The sequence below is a fragment of the Amycolatopsis sp. CFH S0740 genome (assembly GCF_004522315.1).
GTDB classification, from domain to species: domain Bacteria; phylum Actinomycetota; class Actinomycetes; order Mycobacteriales; family Pseudonocardiaceae; genus Amycolatopsis; species Amycolatopsis nivea.
In genome coordinates, this window is sequence record NZ_SDLS01000033.1 from 22,918 (window position 1) to 45,426 (window position 22,509).

Genomic DNA, 22,509 nt, shown 5'->3' on the forward strand with positions numbered 1-22,509 from the left:
CAGGCCGTTCAGGCCCTGGTGAACCTCACCGGGACGCTCTTGAAGCTGGACACGAAGTTCGTCTTGATCGGCTTCGGCTCGCCGACGAGTTCGAACTTCTCGATCTTCTCGGCGAGCTCTTCGAACAGGATCTCCATTTCGAGCCGGGCGATGTGCTGGCCGATGCACATGTGGCCGCCGAAGCCGAAACCCAGGTGCTTGTTGGGAGACCGGTCGAGGTCGAACGCGTTCGCGTTGTCGAAGTAGTCCTCGTCGCGGTTGCCGGACGGGTAGTTCAGCATGACTCGTTCGCCCTTGCGGATGCGGACGCCGTGCAGTTCGGTGTCCTCCGAGGCACTGCGCATGAAGTGCTTCACCGGGGAGGTCCAGCGCACCGCCTCGTTGATCAGTTTCGGGATGAGCGAACGGTCCGCCCGCACCCGCTGCCACTGTTCCGGATGCCGGGCCATCGCGATGGCCACGCCGGAAATCGTCGACGAGGTCGTGTCGTGGCCCGCGGTCGCCACTTGGAGGTAACTGCCGTTGACGGTGGCCTGGGGCAGGAACTCGCCGTCGACCTTCGCGTTGGCGATCACCGACATCAAATCGTCGCGCGGGGCGGCTCGCCGGTCTTCGGTGAATTGGTCGAAATACGCGAAGAAGTCCGCGAACGCGGCTTGGAACTGCCGGGCGGCGGCCTCCGGGCTGACCTCGACGTCATCGCGTTTCTCGTCCGGATCGTTGGCTCCGAAGAACTCCTGGGTGAGCTTGAGCATCAGCGGCAGGTCTTCCTGCGGGATGCCGAACAGGCCGAGGATCACCCGCAGCGGGTAGTAGAGCGCGAAATCGGCCGCCCAGTCGCATTCGTCGGGCCCGCTGAGGAGTTTGTCGACGTCCTCCTTGGCGATCGCGCGGATCTTCTCGGTGTACTTGGCCACGTTCTTCGGCACGAACCAGTTGCTGGTGGCCGCCTTGACCTGGGTGTGCTCCGGCGGGTCGAGGAACGGCAGCGCGTCGAGGTAGCGGGTCGACCCGTCCGGGGTCAGCGAACGGAGGAACGCGTCGCCCGCCTGGGTGTTGAGGATGGGGTTGTTCATGCCCGCGGTGAACAGCGCGTGGTTTTTCTCGACGGTCATGATGTCGTCGAACTTCGTGATCAGCCACAGCGGATCGTAGCCGTCCACGAACGCCTGGCCGATTGGCATGTTCTGCCGCAGCCACGCGAACGCGGGGTAGGTGACGTTCTGTTCGTCGCCGTAGGACTCCGGTAGCACGACGGCCCGTGCTATCTCATCCGGGATGCGAGTCGATTCCTGCTCGCTGGTGGCGCTGGACATTGTTCCTCCTGTGCCGTCGGCATAACGGATTCCGGCCGATGGTAGGAAGCCGCCGGGTCCGGAGACATCTCCCGAAGGGGATGCTTTGCGTCCCCCGTCCGTCCGGGCCGCGCGGCTATCCCCCGGAGGACCGCGAAACTACCCCGCACGGAAGATGCCGGGCCCGCGCTTCAGGGGAAACATCGATCGGCAGCACAAGCCCGTGGGGCGACCTCAACGCAGAGGGAGAAGCAGCACGATGAAGACGAAGGCCGCGGTGATCTGGGGGCCGAAGGAGAAGTGGCAGATCGAGGAGATCGAACTCGATCCGCCCCGGGACGGCGAAGTACTGGTCAAGCTGACCGCGAGCGGGCTGTGCCACTCGGACTACCACCTGGTGACCGGCGACATGCCGATGCCTTATCCGGTGGTCGGCGGGCACGAGGGCGCCGGCGTCGTGGCCGGAGTCGGGCCGGGGGTCACCGGTGTCGAAGAGGGCGATTCCGTGGTGCTGAGCTTCCTGCCCGCCTGCGGGCAATGCGGCTACTGCGCACAGGGAATGACCAATCTCTGCGATCTGGGCGCGTCGGTGATCCTCGGTCCGCAGCTGGACGGCACGCACCGGTTCCACAGCCGCGGCCAGGGCGTCGGCCAGATGTGTTTGCTGGGCACGTTTTCCGAGTACACCGTCGTGCCCCAAGCGTCGGTCGTCAAGGTCGATCCCGGCACCGCGCTCGACAAGGCGGTCCTCGTCGGCTGCGGCGTGCCGACGGGCTATGGGAGCGCGGTGAACAAGGGCGAGATTCGCCACGGCGACTGCGCGGTGGTCATGGGCGCGGGCGGCATCGGGGTCAATGCCGTTCAAGGCGCGAAGAACGCGGGCGCCAGCTACGTCGTCGCCATCGATCCCCAAGAGTTCAAGCGGGACAAGGCCAAGGAATTCGGTGCGACGCACACGTTCGGATCAGTTGCCGACGCGCTGCCGGCGATCACCGAGCTCACGCGCGGAAGGCTGGCGGACGCCTGCATCATCACCACGGACAACGCCGAGGGCTACCAGGTCGGGGAAGCGCTGAGCCTCGTCGGCAAGCAAGGCCGGGTTGTCGTCACGGCGCTCGGCCATCCCGCCGAAACCTCGGTGGCGGCTTCGCTGTTCGAGCTGACGCTGTACGAGAAGTCCATCCGCGGCGCGCTTTTCGGGTCGTCGAATCCGCGGTTCGACATCCCGCGATACCTGGAGATGTACAACGCGGGCCTGCTCAAACTGGACGAGCTGGTGACCACCGAATACCGGCTCGAGGACCTGAACGAGGGCTACGATGATCTCCTCGCCGGCCGCAACATCCGCGGCGTCATCCGATTCTGATCCGCTGCGGGAGCGGGACTTCTTCCCCGACGAGGAGTCCTGGGCGCTGCTCGAATCGGCGCGGCGCGGCGATATCGAGTCGGTGGCGGCGCTTTACCGCGCGCACGTCGGCGCGGTGCGGCGCTTCATCCGGTCGAAGGTGGCGAGTCCTGACCTCGCGGACGACCTGACCAGCGAAGTGTTCGTGCGGATGCTTCGATCGCTGGACGGGGTGCGGTTCCAGAAAGGAAAGTTCCGCGCCTGGCTGTTCACGATCGGCCGGAATATGGTCTTCGACCACGCGAAGTCCCGGTACCAGCGCTCGGTGACACCGGTGAGCGCGCCCGACGACACCGGCCCGGCCGAACCGAGCGCGGAAGATCTGGTGCTGCGGCGGCTGGCCCGGGACGTGGTCTGGACCAGGCTGGCACAACTCGCCCCGGCCCAGCGGGAGTGTCTGTACCTGCGATTTCTCGAGGGTCGTTCGGTTGCGGAGACAGCACTCGCACTGGGCCGCAGCCGGACCGCGTTGCGGCAGCTGCAGTTGCGCGCGACGCGCAATCTCGCCGAACTGCTCGCGCCGGAGGAGGTCTCGGCGTGACAGAAAGGAAACGGACGATGAGTTCAGCTCACCGCGACCGGACCGGTCTCGCGCTCTGGGGCGGGATCGACGCCGAGGCGCTGATTCGCGGCTGCTCCCGGGGATTCACGGTGCTGGTGCTCGGCGGTTTGCTGGCGCCGCTGGCCGGACGGCTCCCCGTCATCGGGCCTTGCTGGCTGTCGGCGGTGGCGGTGGCGGCATTCGCCGTCGCGGGCGTGCGGGTCGGCGGCAGCGAACACCCGGTGGTGCAAGGCATAGTGGCTGCGGTCAGTTCGTATCTCCTCGTTCTGCCCCTGGTCCTCGCGGGCGGAGGCGGAGCCGCCGGGCTCGGCTGGATCGGGCTGACCGCCGCGGTCGCGCTCGCGGTGGGCGCGGCGGCGGGCTTCGCCGGAGCCCGGCGAAGGGAGCGGACATGACCGCGCCAGCGGCTGCGAAGCCGAAACGGAAGCCGCTCGGCGGCGGGTTCCTCGCCAAGACTGGTTCCCCGCTGGCGGAAGCCGGCGAGATGGTGCAGCTCGCGGGCGAGGTGGTGCGGTCGGCGGTGCGGCATCCGGTCGGCTATTGGGGTTCGGTGCGCGACCAGATGTTCGGCATCCTCCGGCTGTGCTGGCTTCCGATGGCCGTGTCCACGACGGCGTTCGGCCTGGGCGCGCCGGGCTTGCAGGGCGGCAACATCTTCCTGCTGTTCGGCATTCCGGAGCGGCTGGGCTCGTTCTTCATCATGGCGAGCGTGCGCGAGTTCGCGCCGTGGATCAACGCGATGGTGGTGGCCGGGGTGGTCGGCACCGCCATGACCGCGGACCTCGGGGCCCGGCGGATCCGGGAAGAGATCGACGCGATGGAAGTGCTCGGCGTCGACCCGATCCGGGATCTGGTGCTGCCCCGGGTCTTGGCGGTCACCTTCATGACCGGGCTGATGGACCTGGTGGCGCTGGTCTTCGGCGTCGTCGGCGGCTATCTCGCCGGGGTGGTGGTCTTCGGGGCGAACCAGGCGAGCTTCTTCGCCAGCTTCTTCGACAACGCGACGACCATCGACATCTGGGGCAGCGTGGCCAAGACGACCGTGTTCGGTTTCATCATCGGCGTCGTGTGCTGCTACAAGGGCATCCATGTGAAGGGCGGCCCGATCGGGGTCGGCCGCGCGGTCAACCAGGCGGTGGTGAGCGCGTTCGCCGCCATCTGGATCATCGATTACGTCTTCACGACCATCCTGCTCGGGCTCAACCCGCAGATGCAGGTCTACAAGTAAGGCCGGCGCATGTCGATCGACGAAGACCTCCCTCCGGCACGCGTGTCGCGCGCGCCGAAACCGCCTGACGTCCACATTTCTGCGGCGAACATCGGCGCGAAAATGCGCGAGGCGCTCGCCACCGGCGGAGAGATCGCCCGGTTCTCCGGGCAGACCGCCCGCGCGCTGCCGCAGGTTCGCCGCTATTTCTCGGAAATCTTCCACCAGGCGGGCATTCTCATCCTGTCCAGCGGCCTGATCATCTGGATGATGCAGTTCGTGATGGGCTCGGTGTGCGGGCTGGAAGCGAGCTACACGCTCAAGCAGATCGGCGCGCCGATCTACAGCGGGATCTTCAACACCTATTGCGGCACCCGGGAAATGGCTCCGTACATGTGGGGCTACATCTTCGCGGCGAAGGTCGGCTGCGGCCTGGTCGCGGAGATCGGGTCGATGCGCATCGCGGAGGAGATCGACGCGATGGAGGTGATGGGGATCCGGTCGCGCAGCTACCTCGTGGGCACCCGGATCGTGGCCACCTGGATCGCCATGCCGTTGCTGTTCACGGTCGGGCTCGGCCTGATGTACCTGTCGATGTACCTGGTCACGGTCGTCCAGCTGAGCGGGGTCTCCTCCGGCGGCTATCTGTACACCTTCTGGCTGTTCCAGAATCCGCTGGACTTCTTGTACTCCTTGGCGAAGGCGCTGGCGATGGGCACCGTCGTGGTGTTCGTCGGCTGCTATTACGGCTACACCGCGGGCGGCGGGCCGGTCGGCGTCGGCAAGAACACCGCGAAATCCATGATGCTGTCCATGGTGCTGATCCACGTCGTCGGATTGCTCGGCACCCAGTTGTTCTGGGGGCTCAGCCCGAACGCGCCGATCGCGAATTAGCCGCCCGTCCCCGAAACCCCCAGCTGTGCCGACGAAGAGGAGGTCCGGTGAATTCCGGAAGCGCGAAGATCCCCGCCGCGCGGGCGGTGTCCGATCCGGACCCGACGGTTCCGTTCGGGAGCGTCGCCCCGGCGGTCGGAAGGCCCGCGCACACGATGCAGGTGCGCGACGTGCACAAGGCGTTCGGCGATTTCCACGTGCTCAACGGGCTCAATCTGGAGTTCGCCAACGACGCGATCACGACTGTCCTCGGCCCTTCGGGCACCGGCAAGAGCGTGCTCATCAAGCATCTGGTCGGACTGCTCGAACCGGACGACGGCGAGGTGCTGATCTTCGGCAAGGACATCTGGCGGATAAGCGAGCACGAGCGCTACGAACTGCGGAAGCGGTTCGGGGTGCTGTTCCAGGACGGCGCGCTGTTCGGCTCGATGAACATTTACGACAATGTCGCGTTCCCGTTGCGCAAGCACACCGATCTGCCCGAGGCCGAGATCGAGAACATCGTCATGGAGCGGCTGATCGAGGTGGGCCTCGAAGCAGCGCTGACCAAACACCCGAGCGAGATCTCCGGCGGGATGCGCAAGCGCGCCGGCTTCGCGCGGGCGCTGGTGATGAACCCGGAGATCGTGTTGTTCGACGAGCCGGATTCCGGGCTGGATCCGGTGCGCACCAGCCTGTTGTGCGATCTCATCCTGCAGATGCACGAGCGGCACAAGGGCACCTATCTCGTGGTGACCCACGACATTCGCAGCGCGCGCAAAGTCAGCGACTACGTGGGCTTGATCTGGAAGGGCAAAGTGGTGCACTACGGCGAGGCCGAGGAGGCGTTCGCGTCGCAGGACCCGTTCGTCCGGCAGTTCCTCGCGGGTGATTCCGCGGGGCCGCTGGGAATGGACTGATTCCGGTGCGCAGAGGAGTGCTTGCTGGAGTGATCGCGGTCGCCGTCCTGGTGGCCGCGGGCCTCGTCTGGGCCGTGGACAGCCGGGTCTACCGAGTGGGCGTCGTGCTGGCTTCGGCGACGAACCTGCACGAGGGCGGCGAGGTCACCATGAACGGCTTTCCGGCCGGGAAGGTCGAGTCGATCTCGGTCCAGGACGGGAAAGCGATGCTGCGGCTCGCGCTCGACGAAAAGAGCGCCCCGCTGCACGACGGCGCGAAGGTGACCGTGGAGTGGAAAGCCCTGCTGGGGGAGCGGTGGGTCGAAATCAAGGACGGCGCGCCCGCCAACGCGGCGATCCCGGACGGCGGGATGCTCCCCGGCTCGCAAATCGCTCCGACGAACCTCGACGACGTGCTGGCCGCGCTGGACAAGCCGACGCGCGAGCACCTCTCGTCGTTGGTGAACCAGCTCGACCAGACCGTGCACGGGAACGAGCGGAACGCCAGCGACACCTTGCGTGCCGCCGGTCCCGCGCTGTCGTCCCTCGGACAGGTGCTGAGCGGGATCGGGCGGGACGGCCCCGCTGTGCGCGATCTCGTCACCCAGGTCAACTCGATGGTCGGGACACTGTCCAAACACGACGGAGACGTGCGCGCGATCATCGACTCGCTGTCGAAGACGACGGCGCTGACGGTTCAACAGCGGCAGCAGCTGGCGAGCACGCTCAAACAGCTTCCGGGGACTTTGGACACTGCCAACCGGGTGCTCGGCACTGTGCCGGCGACCGCGGACAAGGCGGTTCCGCTGCTGCAAGACCTCCAACCGGCGACGCAACAGCTGCCGTCGGTGGCGAGGAAGCTTTCGCCGGTGCTGCAGCAGATCCCGCCACTGCTGGACAAACTGGCCCCGACCTTGGCCGGAGCGAACCAGTTGCTCGACGCCACGCCGGGCCTGCTCGACGTCGCGCACCAGACGGTGCCCGGGGTCGCGGGCACGGCCAGCTACCTCGGCCCGGTGCTGAATTACCTGCGGCCGTTCACCCCGGAACTCGCCGGCTGGGTTTCGGAATGGTCGTCCAACGGCGGCAACTACGACGCGAACGGCCACTTCGTCCGGTTCTATCTGCAAGAGGGCGCCACGACGTTCGCGGACAACCCGGGGGTGCTGCCGCCGGGAACCCAGAACGAGCCGTATCCGCTGCCCGGCGCGAACGCCAACCAGCCGTGGAAAGACGCGTGGGGGAGTGGAGTGCGATGAAGCGGATCGGGTCTTGGGCGGCACGCCGGTTGCGGCTGCTCAGCGTCGTCGTGGTCGCAGCGGTGGGCCTCGGCTGGTCGGTGCTGGGCGCGGAGGCCGCGGGGCATCACGAGCCGCAGACTGTCGTCGCGCAGTTCGCCGACGCCAGTCCGCTGCTGGTGGGCAACGACGTCAAAGTGGACGGGGTGGCCGTCGGAACGGTGACCGCGATGTCCGTTGTGGACGGTCACGCGGCCGTCACGTTCACGGTGGACGAACGAGCCCTGCCGCTGCACGTCGACGCCACCGCGGCGGTCCGCCCGGTAAGCCTTCTCGGCGAGCGCTTTCTCGACCTCGGCCGCGGCACGCCCGCGGCTCCGGTGCTGCGCCCGGGCGGAGTGATCCCCCTCGCGCACACGACTCAGAACACCGACCTCGACCAGGTGCTCAACGTGTTCGACCAGAACACCGGCGATGCGCTCGCGGCTCTGGTCACCATGCTGGGCCAGGGCATGCAAGGCAATGGCACCCACGTCGCGGACACGATCAAGGCGTTGGCACCGGCGATGACCGACGCGAGCGGGCTCGCCAAGGTGCTCAACGAGCAGAACACGACGCTGAACCAATTGGTGGACAACGTCGAGCCGGTCGCGCAGTCGCTCGCGCGGGACAACGGCCAGACGCTGGACTCCTTGGTCGAGTCGACTCACAACCTTCTCGCCACGACAGCGGGCAAGCAACAGCAGGTGCAGCAGACGCTCGCCCAGCTGCCCGCGACTCTGGCCCAAGCGCGCTCGACGTTGTCGCAGCTCGCCGGGACGGCCGGCGCCGCGACCCCGGTGCTCGCCGACATCCGGCCGGTCACCGGGAACCTCCAGGCGATCAGCGACGAGATCACCCGGTTCACCGAAAGCGCCGACCCGGCGCTGACGCATGCGCAGCCGGTGCTCGACAAGGCACAGGCGCTGCTCGACGCGGCGAGGCCGGTCACCCAGGAACTGCTGAAGGCAAGCCCTCCGCTGCGGGCGGACGCGGCCGCGCTCAAGCCGGTCACGGCCGAGCTGGCGAACAACATCGGCGACGTCATGAACTTCGTCCGCGGCTGGGCGTTGAGCACCAACGGCAGCGACGGCCTTTCCCACTACTTCCGGGCGCTGTTCGTCGTCGACCCGCGAATCGCGACCGGCCTCCTGCCGTCGCTGGCGGGGCAGCCGCAAACTGCCGCCCCCGCGCCCACCGGGCAGGCACCGGCCGCGGGCAAGCCTCCGGCTGCGGCCCCCGCGCCGCTCGGCGGGCTGCTGGCTCCGAAGACCGGCCCAGACGGGAGCGTCACCGGAATGTCGCAGGGCCAGGAAAACGGTGCACTGCAATTCCTGCTCGGAGGGAACTGACTGATGGCCACTGGAAGCGGGAAGTGGGCGCGGCGGCGGGCCATGCTGCTGGGCGGGGCGATCGCCGTCGTGTTCGGCGGCGCGCTCTACCTCGCGCTCACCGCGAGTTCGGGACTGCCCGGCGCCTCCGGGACGGTAGTGCGCGCCACGTTCGACGACGTCGGCGCGCTGCGGGCGGGCGACGACGTCCGGATCGCGAACGTGCGGGTGGGCCAGGTGAGCGCGATCGATCTGGTCGACGGGAAGCCGCGGGTCACCATGCGGCTCGACGACGATCGGCAGGTCTTCCGGGACGCGTCGGCGGTGACCGCGTCCGTCGGGGCGAGGTCCGCGCTGGGCCAGAAGTACGTCGACCTGAATCCCGGGGATCCGAAAGCGGGCAAACTCGACTCGGCCGCGGTGATTCCGGCGACCAAAACAGTCGGGGCACAAGAGCTTTCGGACGTGCTGGCGGTGCTTGACGCACCCACCCGGCAGGCGCTCGGCTCGACCGTCCGCGAGGTCGGCGGCGGCGCGGCCGGACACGTGAAGGACTTTTCCGACGCGGCGGGTGCGCTGCCCGCGATCGTGCCCGACCTCGGCACGGTTTCGCGGGCGCTGAGCGCGGGGTCCGGACAGGACCTGACTCGCCTGCTGCAGGTCGCCAACCATTTCGCCGGGGGCTTCTCCGGAAGGCAGCAGCAACTCGGCGAACTGGCCGGACGGCTGGACACCACCTTGCGCGCACTGGACGCGGACAACGGAAAGCCGCTGAGCGACACGATGGATCGGGCGCCGGGCACGCTGGAGAAGGTCCGTGGCGCGTTGCGGGACCTGCACGGTCCGTTGTCCGACACGGAGGCGGCGGTGACCGCGTTGCGGCCGGGTGCGAACGCGCTCGGCAAGGCGACTCCGGACGTCCGCGGCGTGCTGCGCGAGAGCATTCCGCCGTTGCAACGGGTTCCCGGCGTGGCGGATCAGGCGCAACCGGCGGTCGGCGCCTTGACCGGCACGCTGGCCGACGCGCGGCCGCTGGCCCCGCTGCTGACGTCCGCGGTCACCACGGCACGGAAGCCGCTGGAGCAGATCGCCCCCTATTCGCCGGAGATCTCCGAGTTCTTCTCCGATTTCGCCGACGCCATGAAATACGGCGACGCGGCAGGGCATTTCCTCCGGATCTACACCCCGATCGACACCGAATCGGTGACCGGTCTGGTCGGGCTCAAGGATCCGACCGCAGCTCGTGACCCCTATGCCCCGCCAGGGACGGCTGGCGGGCAGCGTCGCGGTTCGGCGGCCGGGACGACAGGAGCGGGCCAATGACCGAGTCGACGCTTCGCAGGCTGTTCGGCGGCGCCCGCCCGGACGGCGTTCGCCGGCGGATCTCCCCGGTCAAGCTGGGCAGCCTCTTCGTGGTGCTGATTCTGCTGGTCGGCATCGGCCTGTTCGCGAAATCCCAGATCGTCACGACGCTGTCGCCCGGCGACACGATCACCGCGCACTTCGCCCGGAACTATCGGTTGCAGCCTTACCAATCCCAGGTCAAGGTCGGGTTCGCGCCGGTCGGCACGGTCACCGGGGTGGACGAGCAGACCGACGGCAGCGCGGTGGTTTCGCTCAAGCTGGACAAGGGAACGCTGGCGAAACTGCGGTCCAAGCCGAGCGCGGCGATCCGCCCGACCACTCTGCTGGGCGGCAACTACTTCGTCGATCTCCAGCCGGGCGGTGCTCCGGGCGAGCTGGCCGATTCCGGCATCCCGGTGGAGCGGACGCAGCTTCCGGTGGAACTCGACCAGGTGGCCAACACGGTGCAGCCGGACGCTTTGGCCGGGCTGCAGCACACGGTCGGCAAGACGGACGAGACGTTGCGCGGCGGCGGGCGGCAGGCGATCGACCAGCTCCTGGCGGACGCCCCGGACGTTCTCGAACCGGCGGGGAACGTGCTCGACGCGGCGCGCGGCCAGCACCCCGGCACTGACTTGCCGAACTTGGTCACCGGTCTGGAATCCGCGTCCGCGAGGTTGTCCGAGCATCAGGGACAGCTCGATTCGACAGTCTCGAACCTGGCGAAGGTCAGCTCCACCCTGGGCGAGGAGAGCAGTGAAATCGCCGCGACAGTCCGGGATCTGCCCGCGACGCTGCGCTCCGCCGACGCGGGACTGAACCGGCTCGACACCAGCCTCGGCAAGCTGCGTGACACTTCGGACGTCGCGCGGCCGACCGTCAAGCAGTTGTCCGCCGCGCTCACGCGCCTTGACCCGGTCCTCGCGAAGACAGAGCCGTTCGTCCGGCAGACCAATGCTCTTCTCGCCGACGCGGGACCGCTGGTGAATCAGCTCGTCCCGGTCAGCCGCGACGCGACCGGGGTTCTCTCCGACGTGCGCGGGCCGGTGCTGGACCGGCTGAACGGTCCGGTCAAGGACTTCCTGTACAGCAAGTACCACGGCGCCGGCGAGTACGCCCAGTCCACTTCGGACGTTCCGATGTACCAGGAGATCGGCGGCGCGGTGACGAATCTGGACAAGACCTCGTCGCTGTTCGACCCGAACGGGCACGCGATCGCGATCCAGGTCGGGTTCGGGCTGGGCACCGCGGGCGGGCTGCCGGTGAACCTCCAGCACTTCCTCGACCAGCTTCAGCAGCAGATCCACCTCAACCAGCAGGGGGGCCGATGAACGCGCGGCTCGGCAAGATCGGACGGGGCTGGCAGCGGGTCCGCACCGAACCAGGGCTGTTCCGCAACGTCGCGGTGCTGGCGGCGTTGATCGTGCTGGCGGCACTGGTCGGCGGCATCATCCTGGCCAACCAGCGGTTCTCCTGGCCGTGGAACGACCGGTTCACCTTCTCCGCGACGTTCGAGGACACGCCGGGCGTCAGCCCGGGCCACGGCCAGGAAGTGCGCATCGCCGGGGTGCAGGTGGGGGAGATCGAGGCGGCCGGCCTGGACGACAGCGGACGGCCCCGGCTGGAGCTGTCGATCGATTCCCGCTATCCCGTGTACCAGAACGCGACCGTCGTCCTGCGGCCGAAGAGCCCGCTGAACGAGATGTACGTCGAGCTGAGTCCCGGCGGCCCGCCCGCGCCGAAGCTGGACGCCGACGGCGTGCTGCCCGTTTCGCAGTCACAGCGCCCGGTTCAGATCGACGAGGTCCTGGGTCACCTCGACGACAACACCCGGCAGGCGCTGGCCACCCTTCTCCAGGAGTCCGACGTCGCCTTGGCCGCCGCGCCGCAGAACCTGCCCGGCGGTGTCCGGATGACGGATGAGGTGGCCAAGAAGCTGCAGCCGGTCGTCGAATCGCTGCAGTCCCGCCGGGACGCGTTGCAGCGGCTGGTGACGGCGTTGTCGCAGATCTCGCAGGCGGTCGGCGGCGACGGCGACCGGCTCGGCCGCCTCGCCGGAGATCTGAACACCACGCTGGCGGCCGTCGGCGCGCACAACGGCGACCTCAAATCGGTGCTCGGCCAGCTGCCGGACTTCACCCGGCAGCTCAAGCAGGCCACTGACGCGGTGCAGTCGCTCAGCGGCCAGCTGGACCCGACGCTGGACAACCTCAAGAACGCCGCGGGCACCCTTCCCGGAGCGTTGAACAAGCTGAGCAACACCGTCGGCAATCTCGGCAGCACCGTCGACAAGGGCATGCCGGTCGTGCAGAAGGCGCGGCCGGTGGTGCAGGACCTCCGCCCGGTGGCGTCGGATTTGCAGGCGACGCTCCCGGACCTGCGAGCGTCGACCAGCAGGCTGAACGGAGTCACGAGCGCGGCGGTGTCGAGCCTGTCCGATCTCGGCGCGTTCTTCGTCAACACCCGATCGCTGACCAGCATGAAAGACGGAAACGGCGGCATCCTGCGCGGTTTCCTCGTGCTGACCCCGCAGACGCTCGGCACGAACGCGCTGCTGCCGCTGTCCACGCCGGCCGCTCCGTACCGGTTCCCGCACTCCCCGCGCTAGGTGGTCCCGATGAACATTCCCCATGCCGCGTTGCCGAAGATCCGGCTGATCGTGCTCGGCGTGTTCGCCCTCGTCTGCGTCGTCATCTTCGGCTACCTGTGGGTCAACGCCGGCGGCAGGCTGCCGCTGGTCAGCAAGACCGGCTACCGGGTGAGCCTGAACCTCCCGAAGGCGTCGAACCTGGTCGAGAACTCGGACGTGACGATCGCCGGCGTGACCGTCGGCAAGGTCGCTTCGCTGGAGGTCGTCGGCAACGGTGCGCGAGCGACGCTTCAGCTGGACAGCAACGCGCCGCTGCACGGCGGCGCCACTGTTCAGGTCCGGCAGAAGACGCTGGTCGACGAGACGTTCCTGGAGGTCGCCGACGGCAAGGGCGCGGCGCTGGCGAACGGGGCGAGCCTGCCGGACGGCTCGGCCAAACCGGCGGTCGAGCTGAACGACGTGCTGGTCAGCCTCGACGGCGGCACCCGGCAGGCGCTGGGCGAGAGCCTGCGGTCCCTCGGCATGGCCACGCAGGACCGCAGGCAGGACATCGACCGGGCGCTGAGCGGGCTGGGCCAGCTGGGCCGGAACGGGAAGACCGCGCTCGACGCACTCGCCGCGCAGTCCGCCGACCTGAAGCAGCTGACCGGCGGCACGGCGACCCTCCTCGCCGCGCTGGACACCAGGCAGGGCGAGATCGCGGACCTGGTCGACAACGCCAACCGGCTCGCGGCGGCGACCGCGGACAACGGCCAGAGCTTGCAGGAGGTGGTGCGGAAGCTGCCCGGGGTCCTCGACTCGGCCAACGGGGCCACCGCGAGCCTGTCGAAGCTCTCGGGCGCGCTGGCGCCGGTGGCGCGGGACCTGCGCACGGCCGCACCCGACCTCACCACGGCCCTCGAGCAGCTGCCGAGGGCGGCGAGCGGCCTGCGCGGCATTCTCCCGGCGCTCGACCAGGTGCTCGGCAAGGCCCCGGCGACCGTGCAGCGGATTCAGCCGGCCGCCGCCGACCTGGATGCCCTGATCCCGTCGCTGCAGGACGATCTGCTGCAGCTGAACCCGATGCTGACCTACCTGGAGCCCTACGGCCAGGACATCGCGCACCTGTTCGTGAACTGGGGAGCCTCGCTGATGACCGGCAACAAGGACGGGAAGGCACTGCGGTTGCTGCCGGTGCTGAACCGGCAAGCCGTCACCGGCGTTCCGCTCAACACGAACGTGGGTCCGCTGAACGAACGGAATCCGTACCCCGCGCCCGGCGCGGTGCAGCCGGTTCCGTTCAGCGGTCAGTACCCGCACGTGAACCCGCTCCCGGCCCCGCGATGAGCGGCCAGCGGATCGCCACGCGGGCGGCTCTCGCGCGCCGGTGGGCGCCGCGCACTTGGACCGTGCGCGGGTGGTGCCTTGTGCTCGCAGTGGTCTGCGTCGCCGGTCTCGGCGCGGGCGGCTTGGCGAGACTTCGCGTGGAGACGACGGTCGAGTCGTTTCTGCCCTCCGGCGACCCGAGCGTGACACAGCTCGACGAAAAGGCGCGGTCGTTCGGCGGGGATCCGATCGTGGTGCTGCTCGAATCCCGGGCGCCCAAAGCGATGCTGAGCGGCCGGAACCTCGATCAGCTGGTCGGTCTCGAAGGGAAGCTGGCCGGACTGCCCGACGTGGCGAGCGTCTACGGGCCCGGGACTGTGCTGAATCAGCTCGCCGGGCGCGCGCAGGACTTGCTGGCCGAGCTGACCGGCCGCCGGGACGCTGTGCGTCAGCAAGCGGTCCAGGAGGCTGCCGCGACGGGCGCGGCACCGGAGAAGGCCCAAGCCGCGGGGCAGCGCGCACAGGACGAGTTCGATCGCCGTTACGGCTCGCTTCTGGTCCAGGGCATGCCTGCCGGGCTGCCGACCTTGAGCAATCAGCGTTTCGTGGATTCGGTCATGTATTCCGGCGACGGCGGGGTCCGCGCGCAATGGCATTTCGTGGTTCCGTCGCAGAATTCGGTGGCGGTGCTGGTCCGCCCGCGAGAGGGCATGGACCAGGACGCGACTGCCCGGCTGGCGGCCGGAGTGCGCGCGGCGGTCGGGCAGGCTCCCGCCGGTGCGGACCGGGTGACCGTTTCCGGCGTGCCCGCAGTGGCGTCGTCCATCGCGGAGCAAATCGCCAGGGAGCTTCCGGTGATCGGGGCGGTCGCGCTGGCCTCCGTTGGCCTCGCACTGTGGCTGGTGCCGTGGACACGCCGCCGGCACCGGCTGCCGCCGCTGCTGGTGACGCTGATCTCGATCCTGCTCACACTCGGTCTCTTCGGGTGGTCCGGCAAGCCGCTTTCTCTTGGCGTGGTGGCGTTTCTGTCGGTGCTTCTCGGCGTCGGCTGCTACTACCCGGCTTACTTCGTCCAGCGCGCCAAGCGTCGCACCGTGCTGGTGGTCGCGGCGGCGAGTGCTGCGAGCTTCGCGATGCTGATGGTGTCCCCGCTGCCGTTCGTCCGAGATCTCGGGATGACGCTTTCGGTAGGCGTGGTCCTTTCGGCGGTGACGGGCGCGTTGCTGCTGCGGCGATTCGCGTCCGCGGAGCCCGTCCCCGTTGCCCCGGTCAAGGCGGTGCACCGGAAACGCGGTGTCGCGATGGCGGTGCTCGCCGCCGCGCTCGCGGCGGCAGGCTGGTATTCGCTGCCTTCCTTGCCGTTGCAGGCGAATGTGGAGGCTTTCGCGACCGGGCTGCCGTCCTTGGCCGACGCGGCCGAAGTCGAGCGGGCACTGGGATCGTCCGGCGAGGTCGACCTCGTCCTGCGCGGGCCGGACGTGACGTCCCCGGCCGCGCTGCGGTGGATGCGGCAAGCGCAGGATTCCGTGGTCACCGAGCACGGCGACCAGCTTCGCCCCGCTATTTCGCTCCCGTCGCTTCTCACGTTCCTGGGCGGCGACGCGACAGCCGAGCAGGTCAGTGCCGGGATGCGATTGCTGCCGCCGTATCTCAGCTCCGCGGTGGCAAGCGAGAACCGCACCAGCTCCGTGCTCGTGTTCGGTGCGCGGACCAATGACCTGGGCGCGTTGCGGCAGTTGAGAGACGACGTGCTGCGGCGGCTGCCGAACCCGCCCGCCGGGTATCGGGCGGACCTGACGGGGTTGCCGATGGCCGCCGTGCGCGGTTCCGAATTGATTTCCGGCGATCGGGTCTGGTCCAACGTGCTCGGCATCGTCGCTTCGGGACTGGTGCTCGCCGTCGGCCTGCGGAGGCGGAGCGACGCGCTGCGAGCGGTCGCCGCCGCGACGGCCGCGACCGGGCTCGGGCTTTTCGCGCTGTGGGCGGGCGGAATCCCGCTGAGCCCGATCACTGTCGCGCTCGGCTCGCTGACCGCCGCGGTGGGCGCGGAGTTCACCGTCGTGCTCGCGGCGGCGGTCCGGACGGGCAACCCGGCGTTGCGCCGCTCGGTCGTCCTCGCTGCTATCACGTCCGCGGCCGGCTATGCGGCGCTGGTCGTGTCGAAGCTGGCGGTCATCCAGCAGTTCGGGCTTCTGCTCGCCGGTTCCGTCGTGCTGGCTCTGCTGTCCGCGGCCTGCGTGGTCGCGGTGTCGGTGCCCGGGCCGCCGCGAAAGAGAGAAACACCCACCGCAAGGAAACCCGCGCTGAAGACACTCGAGGAGGTGCGTTGACCATGCCAGCCGACGACGAAACCGAGGAGACCGCCCGCAGCGGGGTCGCCACGGTCGTGGCCGAGGACGACGACGTCGAGGCCGTGGAAGAGGAATCCGGCCTTCCCCGCGGCGGCGAGGACGCGGAGCCGTCTCGGCAGTCCTGGATCCGTTCGGTGCTTTCCCGGGTGCGCCGCGCGGTGCGGCTGCCGCGCACCCGGAAGGGCCGGATTGTCGCGGTGCTCGTGCTGGCGGTGCTCGTCGGCGGCGGAACCGGCGGTTACTTCTGGTGGGACGCCGGGCGGTTGCCCGCCGGAGCGGCGTTCCGGGTCGGCGGCACGGTCGTCACGGTCGATCAGCTCAACGCCGAGGCGGACCGGCTGCGCGCGCTGTACGGGCTCCAGGTCCCGACCGACCCGGCCAAACTCGACGGATTCCGCCGCGCGGTCGCGAAAGCCGACGCGGTGCGGATCATTCTCGACGGCCAAGCCCGGCAGCACGGGATCGTCGTCGCCGACAAAACCGCGCAGGACGTGCTGACCCGGTACGTCTCGCAGCAGTCCGGCGACGGCGCCGACGCCAAAGCGAACTTCGTGCAAGGCCTCGGCGCGGCGGGCACCTCGGAGCAGGCGGTCCTCGACGAGATCAAGCACATGCTGGCGGTCAACCAGCTTTTCGGCCAGCAGACGCACGGAGTCGCGGTCAGCGACCAGCAGGTCCGCGACGCCTTCCCGAAGCGGCAGGCCTCGCTTGGCACCCCGGAGAAGCGGGAGATCCGCAACATCGTCGTACGCACCCAGGACGAGGCCAAGCAACTCCTCGGCCAGGTCTCTTCGGGGGCGGTTTTCGAGGGCCTCGCGAAGAAATCCAGCCTGGACGACCAGACTCGCGCCTCCGGCGGGGATCTCGGCGCGCTGACCGCGGATCAGCTCGACCCGGCATACGCCAAAGCCGCCTTCGCCACGCCGTCGGGCGCAGTGTTCGGTCCGGTGCAGACCTCGCACGGGTGGAATGTGGGCAAGGTCGTGTCGGTGGTGCCCGCAGTGCCGGCGCAATTCGACGCGGTGAAGGACAAGCTGAAGCTGCAGCTGACCAACGAACAGCTGATGAGCCGCTGGCAGGACTGGCTGACCCAGCAGATCCGGTCGGCCGCCGTGCAGTACGCCGACGACTACCGGCCGGCGGACCCGGACGCGCCGCCGCCGACCGGCCTGGACGGGCAGCCCGCGGCACCGGTCCCGGCTCCGGCGGGCAAGTAGGTCTGTCCTATGTGGATGCTGGCCGTCCTGCAGCTCGCGCTGGCGGGCGCATTGGGGCTCGTCGGGGAATGGGGCCGGCGCAACGCCCGGGTCCTGTCCGGAGCGGGCCCGGGCCGGGAGCACCGGGAGGCGGTGCTGCGGCGGGGAGCGCTGGGCTGCGAGGCGGTCGCGGCGTTGTTCGCGATCGCCGTTGTCGCCGATCTCGCCTGACAGTTCCGGGCGATCCGAAGTTCACGGGAAAGGAAACATCGATGGTGCAGTACGACAAGCTCTACCTCGGCGGGGAGTGGACGAACCCGCACGGCCGCGACGTCATCGAGGTCGTGTCGGCGTCGACCGAAGAGCCGCTGGGCTCGGTGCCGCTGGGCGTCGAGGCGGACATCGACGACGCGGTCGCGGCCGCGCGCCGGGCGTTCGACGACCCGTCGGGCTGGTCTTCCTGGGAACCGGCTCGCCGGGCCGAGGTGATGGAGCGCCTCGCCGACGCGCTCGACGTGCGCAAGGACGAGATGGTGCGCCGGATCAGCGCGCAGAACGGGATGCCGATCGTCGTCGCGGAGCAGTTGGAGGGCGCGTTCCCCAGCATGCTGTTGCGCTACTACGCGAATCTGGCTCGCGAGAGCGCCGCCGAGGAGGAACGGCCGGGGCTGCTCGGCGGGACGACCCTGGTCCGGAAGAAGCCGATCGGCGTGGTCGGGGCGATCGTGCCGTGGAACTTCCCGCAGGCACTTACCTTTTTCAAGGTCGCACCGGCCATGGCGGCCGGGTGCACTGTCGTCGTCAAGCCTTCGCCGGAGACGGTGCTGGACACGTTCCTGCTCGCGGAAGCGGCGGAGGAGGCCGGTGTTCCGCCGGGGGTGCTGAGCTTCGTGCCCGCCGGACGGGAGGTCGGCGCCTACCTGGTTTCGCACCCCGGTGTGGACAAGGTCGCGTTCACCGGGTCGACCGCGGCCGGCCGGGCGATCGGCGAGGCGTGCGGCAGGCTGCTCCGCCCGGTGACGCTGGAACTGGGCGGCAAGTCCGCGGTGATCGTGCTGGACGACGCGGACCTCTCCGGGAGCGTCGAGCAGCTCTTCGCCACGTCGTTCATCAACAACGGCCAGACCTGCTACCTGGGCAGCCGGATCCTGGCCCCGCGCGGCATCTACGACCAGGTCGTGGACCTGTTCTCCGGCTTGGCCGGCGGCCTCGCGGTGGGCGACCCGCTGGACCACGCGACCCAGATCGGCCCGATGGCCAGCGCCCGGCACCGCGACCGGGTCGAGTCCTACATCGCCAAGGGCAAGGCTGAAGGTGCCCGGCTCACCGCGGGCGGCGGACGGCCCGAGAAGCTGGACAAGGGGTGGTACGTACAGCCGACGGTGTTCGCCGACGTCGACAACGCCTTCACGATCGCGCAGGAGGAGATCTTCGGCCCGGTGCTGTCGGTCATCCCTTACGACGGGGTCGACGACGCGGTGCGCATCGCCAACGATTCCGACTACGGCCTCGGCGGCTCGGTGTGGACGGCGGATCCCGGACGCGGGGCGGAGGTCGCCAAGCGGGTCAATACGGGCACCATCGGGGTCAACGCTTATCTGCCCGATCCGACCGCGCCGTTCGGCGGGGTCAAGGCGAGCGGGATGGGCCGCGAGCTCGGGCCGGAAGGGCTGGCGGCTTATCAGCAGCTCCAGTCGGTCTATCTGGACCGGCGGTAGCGGAAACCGCGGACCGCGGCGCCGGGTGTGCGAACCCGGTGCCGCGGTCTTTCGTTTTGCCCGTCCACAGCGACCAGGGGAGACTTCGGTGGGAATGCCGCCCGGGGACCGAGTTCCGGCCACTGAAACCGTGCGCGCCCGAGGCGCGTCGCCGCGGTTAACGTCCGTCGCATGACCGCTCGCACCGCCGTCGACGCGCACGCGCACCACTTCGGGACGGACCTGCCGCTGCCCGCGGGCGACGCGCCCCGGCTCGTGCTCGACGGGGACAGCGGGCGGATCATGCGCGGGGAGAACACTTTCCGGGTGGTGTCGCCGGTGCTCTGGGACGTGCCCCGGCGGCTCGCGGAGATGGACCGGGCCGGGATTTCCCATCAGGTGATCTCCCCGGTGCCGGTCGCCATGGAGTACGCCGCCGAGCAGCCCGCCTACGCCGCCGCGACGAACGATTCGATCGCGTCGGCATGCGAGGCCGCCGGTGGCCGCCTGTTCGGATTGGGCTGCCTCCCGCTGGCCGACGGCGAATCCGCGAGAACAGAGCTCGAGCGGTGCCTCCGGATCGGCTTGCGCGGAGTCGAGATCGGGACGAGAGTCGGCGAACTCGATCTCGACGCTTCCGAACTCGACTCCTTCTGGGCGGCGTGCGACGACCTCGGGGCAGCGGTCTTCGTGCATCCGGTGGAGGGCGGGAAGGGCGTCGTGCGGCGTGCGGGCGCACCGTACGACCTCGGACTCGGCATGTTGACCGACACCGCGATCGCCGCGTCGGCGTTGGTGTTCGGCGGTGTTCTCGGGCGGTACCGCGGGCTGCGGGTCGCGCTGGCGCACGGCTGTGGCGCGTTCCCGTGGGCCTATCCCCGTCTCCGCGTCGCCGCCGCTCTGTCCCGAGGGGACACCGCCGAGGACTGGGACCGCGAGGCGCGCCGCTTGTACGCCGACACCTTGGTTTTCGACGACGAGCACCTGCGGTTGCTGGTCCACCGCTTCGGCGCGGAGCGGCTGCTGCTGGGCAGCGACGCCCCGTTCTTCCCGGACCAGATGGCGAAATCGATGGCATCGATCCAATCAGGGCTGCGAAGCGAGGCCCTTCCCCGGCGCGCCGGCCACGAATTCCTGGCGGCGAACGCTTTCGAATTCCTGGGCCTGCCGGCACTGAACGCGAACGAAGGAGCACAGCGATGACGTTGACGAGCGAAGACCTGGTCGAGGTGCCGGGACTGGCGAGCCGGTGGGTCCGCCTGGCCAGCGGCGCGCGGGCGCACTACATGACCGCCGGGGACGCCGGCCCGGCCGTGATCCTGTTGCACGGCGGGCTTCCCGGGTCCTCCGGGCTGGCGGGCTGGCGGTTCATGGCCCCGTATCTCGGCGAGCGCGGCTTCCGCGTGTACTGCCCGGACATGCCGGCGTTCGGCCTCTCCGACCCGCGCCCGGAACACTGGCCGCGCGGGATGGAGGACTTCGTCGATTTCGTCCACGAGTTCGCGAACGCGCTGTGCCTGGACCGGTTCCACCTCGCGGGCAACTCGATGGGCTGCATGAACACGGTGAACTACACGGTGGCGCATCCGGACCGGGTGGCCAGCTTCGCGTTGATCGCCGGCGACATCGGCGACGTCGTGCCCGAGGACGTCCCGCCGCCGCGCGGCCAGTTCCACATGACCGCCTACGACGGCACGCGCGAGGGCATGCGCTCGATGATGGAGTCGATCATCCACCGCACCGAGGCGGTCAGCGACGACCTCGTGGAGATGCGGTTCCGGTCGGCCCGCGACCGGATGGAGGCGCACCGGCAGTTCTGGCCGACGCTGCTGCAGTACCGCCACCTCGCGCCGTGGACGGACCAGAACCGCGCCGCGCGGCTGGTCACCAAGGGCCGTCTCGACCGGCTCGACATCCCCGGCATCTACCTCTACGGCCGCCAGGACATCCTGACGCCGGTCGAATGGGGCTACACGCAGGAGGACCACCTGCCGAACGTCCAGTTCTTCTACCCCGACGACTGCGGGCACCAGGGCCAGACCGACCGGCCGGACTTGTTCAACCCGGTCTTCCACGAGTTCTTCTCGTCCGGCACGGTGTCCGGCGAACTCGCGGACAAGGCCGGGGTCTCGGATCGGCGGCCCGAGCTGCCGCTGGTCAAACGCGGCTGACGCCCCGCGCACGGTGGTCGTGCCGGTCAGCGGATCCGCACGACCACCTTGCCGGTGGCCCGCCGGGTGTCGAGCAGTTCCAGGGCCCGGCGCGCTTCGGCTAGGTCGAGGACGTGCCCGACGAGCGGCCGGATCGCGCCCGAGGCCGCCAGGTTCTCCAGCTCGCGCGCCAAATTCCGGACCACGGAGGGGAATCTCGCCACGTAGGGGTCCAGCGCCACGCCGACTACGCTCAGGTCCCGCAGCAGCAGCCGGTTCACCTTCACCGTCGGGATCGTCCCGGCGGCGAAGCCGACCACGGCCAGCCGTCCGCCGACGTCGAGGCAGCGGAGGGAATCGGTGAACCGGTCGCCGCCGACGGGATCGACGACGATCTGCGCGCCGCCGCCGGTCAGCTGCCGGACCTTCTCCGGCCAGTCGTCGCCGGTGCGCAGCACCTCCTCGGCACCGGCCTCCCTCGCGACGCGTTCTTTGTCCACTGTGGAGACAACGGCTATCGGATGCCCGCCCAGCGCGCGCACCAGTTGGAGGGTCGCGGTGCCGACACCGCCGGACGCACCGTGCACCAGCACCTGCTCACCCCGTTGGAATCCGACGCGGTGCAAGGAGAACCACGCGGTCGCGTAGTTGAGGTACAGCGCTGCGCCCGCGGTGAAGTCGAAATCGTCTGGCAGTTTCACCGTGTAGTGCGGGATCGCAAGCGCGCGCTCGGCGAGCGCGCCCCAGACCGACAGGCTCGCCACCCGGTCTCCCGGTCGCAAGCCGGAGCCCGCAGGGGCCTCCCTTACGACCCCGGCCACTTCGCCGCCCGCGACGTACGGCGGCGGCGCGCCGTGCTGGTACTGGCCTCGGGTCTGCAGGAGGTCCGGAAAGGACACTCCGGCCGCGTGCACCTCGATCAGCAGCCGCCCGTCCGCCCAGGGATGCGCGCCGTCGGGCTCGGGCACCTCGGCGACGGAGCCGCCGGAGGGGCCGGTCAGTTCGGTGACAAGAAAGCCCCGCATGA

At 69.4% G+C, this 22,509-nt stretch carries 20 protein-coding genes; 18 read left to right on the forward strand and 2 right to left on the reverse strand.

From position 1 onward, the window contains the following. Positions 1–8: 8 nt before the first annotated feature. On the reverse strand, positions 9–1,316 hold the full coding sequence (locus EIZ45_RS37780; RefSeq protein ID WP_134668338.1) for a cytochrome P450: 1,308 nt from the start codon (positions 1,314–1,316) through the stop codon (positions 9–11). Positions 1,317–1,554: 238 nt separating this feature from the next. Here EIZ45_RS37780 and EIZ45_RS37785 point away from each other — a divergent pair, with 238 nt between their 5' ends. The 18 genes from EIZ45_RS37785 to EIZ45_RS37870 all read left to right on the forward strand — a co-directional run bounded on the left by EIZ45_RS37785 (position 1,555) and on the right by EIZ45_RS37870 (position 21,503). Then, the gene (locus EIZ45_RS37785) at positions 1,555–2,661 is read left to right on the forward strand and encodes an NDMA-dependent alcohol dehydrogenase (RefSeq protein ID WP_134668335.1); all 1,107 of its coding nucleotides are present in this window, start codon (positions 1,555–1,557) and stop codon (positions 2,659–2,661) included. Beyond that, entirely contained in the window at positions 2,615–3,241 is a 627-nt protein-coding gene (locus EIZ45_RS37790) for an RNA polymerase sigma factor (protein WP_134668333.1), read from the forward strand. The genes EIZ45_RS37785 and EIZ45_RS37790 overlap by 47 nt, the downstream gene beginning before the upstream one ends. A gap of 17 nt (positions 3,242–3,258) precedes the next feature. Then, on the forward strand, positions 3,259–3,657 hold the full coding sequence (locus tag EIZ45_RS37795; RefSeq protein WP_134668330.1) for a hypothetical protein: 399 nt from the start codon (positions 3,259–3,261) through the stop codon (positions 3,655–3,657). Continuing rightward, on the forward strand, positions 3,654–4,490 hold the full coding sequence (locus tag EIZ45_RS37800) for an ABC transporter permease (RefSeq protein ID WP_240690892.1): 837 nt from the start codon (positions 3,654–3,656) through the stop codon (positions 4,488–4,490). Before EIZ45_RS37795 ends, EIZ45_RS37800 begins: the two co-directional genes overlap by 4 nt. A gap of 9 nt (positions 4,491–4,499) precedes the next feature. Next, entirely contained in the window at positions 4,500–5,363 is an 864-nt protein-coding gene (locus EIZ45_RS37805; RefSeq protein ID WP_134668328.1) for an ABC transporter permease, read from the forward strand. 155 nt (positions 5,364–5,518) lie between these two features. After that, positions 5,519–6,262, forward strand: a complete 744-nt coding sequence (locus EIZ45_RS37810; RefSeq protein ID WP_134668389.1) for an ABC transporter ATP-binding protein — start codon at positions 5,519–5,521, stop codon at positions 6,260–6,262. 29 nt (positions 6,263–6,291) lie between these two features. Then, positions 6,292–7,500: an MlaD family protein gene (locus EIZ45_RS37815; RefSeq protein ID WP_134668326.1), complete on the forward strand. Its 1,209-nt coding sequence runs from the start codon at positions 6,292–6,294 to the stop codon at positions 7,498–7,500. Continuing rightward, positions 7,497–8,870 (forward strand): MlaD family protein, encoded by a 1,374-nt coding sequence (locus tag EIZ45_RS37820; RefSeq protein ID WP_134668324.1) that lies wholly within the window; start codon positions 7,497–7,499, stop codon positions 8,868–8,870. Before EIZ45_RS37815 ends, EIZ45_RS37820 begins: the two co-directional genes overlap by 4 nt. A gap of 3 nt (positions 8,871–8,873) precedes the next feature. After that, positions 8,874–10,172 carry an MlaD family protein gene (locus EIZ45_RS37825; protein ID WP_134668321.1) on the forward strand — a complete coding sequence of 433 codons (1,299 nt, stop codon included), beginning with the start codon at positions 8,874–8,876 and terminating at the stop codon, positions 10,170–10,172. Beyond that, complete coding sequence (locus EIZ45_RS37830; protein WP_134668319.1) at positions 10,169–11,524, forward strand: MlaD family protein; 1,356 nt, start codon at positions 10,169–10,171, stop codon at positions 11,522–11,524. The genes EIZ45_RS37825 and EIZ45_RS37830 overlap by 4 nt, the downstream gene beginning before the upstream one ends. Then, on the forward strand, positions 11,521–12,801 hold the full coding sequence (locus tag EIZ45_RS37835; protein WP_134668317.1) for an MlaD family protein: 1,281 nt from the start codon (positions 11,521–11,523) through the stop codon (positions 12,799–12,801). Before EIZ45_RS37830 ends, EIZ45_RS37835 begins: the two co-directional genes overlap by 4 nt. A 9-nt stretch (positions 12,802–12,810) precedes the next feature. Continuing rightward, entirely contained in the window at positions 12,811–14,109 is a 1,299-nt protein-coding gene (locus EIZ45_RS37840) for an MlaD family protein (protein ID WP_134668314.1), read from the forward strand. A gap of 80 nt (positions 14,110–14,189) precedes the next feature. Further along, positions 14,190–16,418 (forward strand): RND transporter, encoded by a 2,229-nt coding sequence (locus tag EIZ45_RS37845; RefSeq protein ID WP_240690890.1) that lies wholly within the window; start codon positions 14,190–14,192, stop codon positions 16,416–16,418. 2 nt (positions 16,419–16,420) lie between these two features. Further along, entirely contained in the window at positions 16,421–17,656 is a 1,236-nt protein-coding gene (locus EIZ45_RS37850) for a peptidylprolyl isomerase (protein WP_240690897.1), read from the forward strand. 15 nt (positions 17,657–17,671) lie between these two features. Further along, entirely contained in the window at positions 17,672–17,866 is a 195-nt protein-coding gene (locus tag EIZ45_RS37855; protein ID WP_134668310.1) for a hypothetical protein, read from the forward strand. A gap of 41 nt (positions 17,867–17,907) precedes the next feature. Then, the gene (locus tag EIZ45_RS37860; RefSeq protein WP_134668308.1) at positions 17,908–19,353 is read left to right on the forward strand and encodes an aldehyde dehydrogenase; all 1,446 of its coding nucleotides are present in this window, start codon (positions 17,908–17,910) and stop codon (positions 19,351–19,353) included. A gap of 171 nt (positions 19,354–19,524) precedes the next feature. Then, positions 19,525–20,535, forward strand: coding sequence for an amidohydrolase family protein (locus tag EIZ45_RS37865; RefSeq protein WP_134668306.1), 1,011 nt, complete (start codon positions 19,525–19,527; stop codon positions 20,533–20,535). After that, positions 20,532–21,503, forward strand: coding sequence for an alpha/beta fold hydrolase (locus EIZ45_RS37870; RefSeq protein ID WP_134668303.1), 972 nt, complete (start codon positions 20,532–20,534; stop codon positions 21,501–21,503). Before EIZ45_RS37865 ends, EIZ45_RS37870 begins: the two co-directional genes overlap by 4 nt. A 26-nt stretch (positions 21,504–21,529) precedes the next feature. Here the strand turns inward: EIZ45_RS37870 and EIZ45_RS37875 are convergent, their stop codons facing one another. Next, a complete protein-coding gene (locus EIZ45_RS37875; RefSeq protein ID WP_134668301.1) occupies positions 21,530–22,507 on the reverse strand; it encodes an NADPH:quinone oxidoreductase family protein in 978 nt (325 codons plus the stop codon). Positions 22,508–22,509 lie beyond the last annotated feature (2 nt).